This window comes from Acidiphilium sp. PM, assembly GCF_000219295.1.
Lineage (GTDB): Bacteria > Pseudomonadota > Alphaproteobacteria > Acetobacterales > Acetobacteraceae > Acidiphilium > Acidiphilium multivorum.
Genome location: NZ_AFPR01000361.1, coordinates 1 through 2,807, shown reverse-complemented (window position 1 = coordinate 2,807; position 2,807 = coordinate 1). Strand labels below are relative to the sequence as shown.

Sequence of the window (2,807 nt, the reverse complement as noted above, 5' to 3'; positions counted from 1 at the left end):
GTTCGCCCCGTCGATATCGCCGGCCACCACGATGCCCTCGCTCGCCGCCGGCGGCAGGCGATCCGGCCGGCCGGCGATGAGGCCCGCCACCCGCGTCATCGCGCGGCGGCGCGTCTCGGCGGGCAGCAGCCGCCATGCGCGATGCGCCAGCCCCAGCGACGCACTCTCCATCCATCCCCCGATCATGACCGCAAAAACGGGTCGCCGATGGGGCATATCAAATTCGGGCCGGACATGGTATCGCCGGCCGCGACCAAACTTCCGGGACGCGCGCGGGCGCGCACCGGCGATGAATCATGGATTTTCTGATGGCCGGACATTCGCAATTCAAGAACATCATGCACCGCAAGGGCGCGCAGGATGCGCGGCGCGCCAGGCAGTTCGCCAAGCTGATCCGCGAGATCACCGTCTCGGCCAAGACCGGCCTGCCCGACCCGGCAGCGAACCCGCGGCTGCGCGCGGCCTGCGCCGCCGCCCGCCAGGCGAACATGCCGCGCGACACGATCGAGCGGGCGATCAAGAAGGCGGCGGGCGGCGCCGGCGGTGACGATTACGTGGAGGTGCGCTACGAGGGTTACGGCCCGTCCGGGATCGCGATCATCGTCGAGGCGCTGACCGACAACCGCAACCGCACGGCCTCCGACGTGCGGGCGGCCTTCTCGAAACATGGCGGCGCGCTGGGCGAGACCAATTCCGTCGCCTTCATGTTCGACCGGATCGGCCTGATCCGCTATCCGACCGCGGCCGCCAGCGCGGACGACATGCTCGAAGCCGCGATCGAGGCCGGGGCGGACGACGTGCAGAGCACCGATGAGGGCCACGAGATCATCTGCGCGGTGGAAAACTTCTTCGCCGTGCGCGACGCGATGGAGCAGAAATTCGGCGAGCCCGAAGCCGCGAAGCTCGACTGGCGGCCGACCACCACCACGCCGCTCGACGAGGAGGCCGCCCGCAGCGTGATGAAGCTGATCGACGCGCTCGAGGAGAGCGACGACGTGCAGAGCGTCTACGCCAATTTCGAGATTCCCGACGACGTGATGCAGGCACTGTCCGCCTGACCGGACGGGGGGCGCGGAATCCTTTATAGTCCGTGAGCATGCCGATTCGCGCGCGCATCATCGGGATCGATCCCGGCCTTCGCTTCACCGGCTTCGGCATCATCGAGGCCGATGGCAACCGGCTGCGGCATGTCGCCGACGGGGTGATCGCGACCGACGGCGCGGCGGCGGTGGCCGAGCGGCTGCATACGCTCGATGCCGCCCTCGCCCGGCTGCTCGCGACCTATGCGCCCGACCATGCGGCGGTCGAGGAAACCTATGTCAACCGCAACGCGACCGCGACGCTCAAGCTCGGCTATGCCCGCGGCGTCGCCCTGCTCGCCCCGGCGCGGGCGGGAATCGCGGTCGCCGAATACGGCGCCAAGACGGTGAAGCGCGCCGTGGTCGGCACCGGGGCCGCGGAAAAGGACCAGGTCGCCCTCATGGTGCGCCGCCTGCTGCCGGGGGCGGCGATCACCCGCGCCGATGCGGCGGATGCGCTGGCCGTCGCCATCTGCCATGCGCATCATCTCGCCACCGCCAGCCGGGTGCCGGCGGCATGATCGGGCGGCTCTGCGGCACGGCCGAGCAGATCGAGGACGGGCGCTGCCTGATCGATGTGAGCGGCGTCGGCTACGTGGTGTTCTGCTCCGCGCGCAGCCTGGCCGCCTTGCCGGCGCCGCCGGCGCGCGCGACGCTGCTCATCGAAACCCAGGTCCGCGAGGATGCGATCACCCTGTTCGGCTTCATCGATGCCGCCGAGCGCGACTGGTTCCGCCTGCTCACCACCATTCAGGGCGTGGGCGCGAAAGTGGCGCTCAACCTGCTTTCGGCGCTGCCGCCGGACCAGCTCGCCAGCGCCATCGCCGCGAGCGACCGGGGGGCGATCACCCGTGCCCCCGGCGTCGGCCCCAAGCTCGCCGCAAGGCTGATTTCCGAGCTGCGCGAGCGGATCGCCGCGATGCCGACCGGCTCGGCCTTCATCCCGACCGGAACGGCCCCGCCCGTCGCTCCGCCGCAGGGGAAGCTGGCCGACGCGCTTTCGGCCCTGGTCAATCTCGGCTACCGCCGTGCCGAAGCAGAGGCGGCCCTTTCCGCGGTGCAGGCGGAGGCCGGCGAGGACGCGGCGCTGGATGAGCTGATCCGCGGCGGGCTGCGGCGGCTCGCCCGATGAGCGGCGCGGAAGACCGGGCGCTGCTCTCCGGCGCGCGCGATGCCGAGGACGGGCCGGAAGCCGCCCTGCGGCCGCAAACTCTCGCGGAATTCACGGGGCAGAAAGCAAGCCGAGAAAATCTTGCGATATTCATCGCCGCGGCGCGCGGCCGGGGCGAATCGCTCGACCATGTGCTGCTGCACGGCCCGCCGGGGCTGGGCAAGACCACGCTGGCGCAGATCATCGCGCGCGAGATGGGGGTTGGTTTCCGGGCGACCTCGGGGCCGATCATCCAGAAATCGGGCGATCTGGCGGCCATCCTGACCAACCTGCAACCGAGGGACGTTCTGTTCATCGACGAGATTCATCGCCTGCAGCCCTCGATCGAGGAGGTTCTCTATCCCGCGATGGAGGATTTCGTGCTCGACCTGATCATCGGCGAGGGGCCCGGGGCGCGATCGGTGCGGATCGACCTGCCGCGGTTCACGCTGATCGGCGCGACCACGCGTTCCGGCCTGCTCGCCAATCCGTTGCGCGACCGGTTCGGCATTCCGCTCCGGCTCGTCTTCTACACGCCGGAGGAACTGACCCTGATCGTCACCCGCGCCGCCACGCTG

4 protein-coding genes are annotated in these 2,807 nt (G+C 70.3%); all 4 read left to right on the top strand.

The features are described from left to right. Window positions 1-308: 308 nt before the first annotated feature. On the top strand, window positions 309-1,058 hold the full coding sequence (locus APM_RS12675) for a YebC/PmpR family DNA-binding transcriptional regulator (protein WP_035187039.1): 750 nt from the start codon (window positions 309-311) through the stop codon (window positions 1,056-1,058). Between the two features lie 38 nt (window positions 1,059-1,096). Further along, window positions 1,097-1,600, top strand: coding sequence for a crossover junction endodeoxyribonuclease RuvC (gene ruvC / locus APM_RS12670; RefSeq protein ID WP_012040400.1), 504 nt, complete (start codon window positions 1,097-1,099; stop codon window positions 1,598-1,600). Continuing rightward, window positions 1,597-2,211, top strand: a complete 615-nt coding sequence (gene ruvA / locus APM_RS12665) for a Holliday junction branch migration protein RuvA (RefSeq protein ID WP_007423772.1) — start codon at window positions 1,597-1,599, stop codon at window positions 2,209-2,211. Before ruvC ends, ruvA begins: the two co-directional genes overlap by 4 nt. Continuing rightward, a partial coding sequence (gene ruvB, locus APM_RS12660) for a Holliday junction branch migration DNA helicase RuvB (protein ID WP_007423770.1) occupies window positions 2,208-2,807 on the top strand: 600 nt, incomplete at its 3' end. The genes ruvA and ruvB, both read left to right, overlap by 4 nt.